This is a genomic window from Bradyrhizobium sp. 25ACV, assembly GCF_054863005.1.
In genome coordinates, this window is record NZ_JAVAYO010000213.1 from 1 (window position 1) to 232 (window position 232).

A 232-nucleotide genomic window follows, 5' to 3' on the forward strand; every position below is an offset into this window, starting at 1 on the left:
GGGCGTGCCCGGCTTCACCATCAGGGCCAGCCGCGCCGCATCCCAATTCGTCAGGCGGATGCAGCCATGGCTTTCCGCCCGGCCGATCGTCTCAGGCGAGGGCGTACCGTGGATGCCGTAATGCGGCTTGGACAGATCAAGCCACACCACGCCCACCGGCCCATTCGGCCCGGGCGGCAACAACGCCGCCTTTGCCCCCTTCTTTGAATCCCAGAACAGCTTTGGGTTGTAG

General features: G+C 65.5%; 1 protein-coding gene. It reads right to left on the bottom strand.

Going from position 1 to position 232, the window contains the following annotated elements; translation table 11 throughout:
- Window positions 1-232, bottom strand: a 232-nt coding sequence (locus tag RAD04_RS39180) for a L,D-transpeptidase (protein ID WP_461628035.1), incomplete at both ends; no start/stop codon positions are given.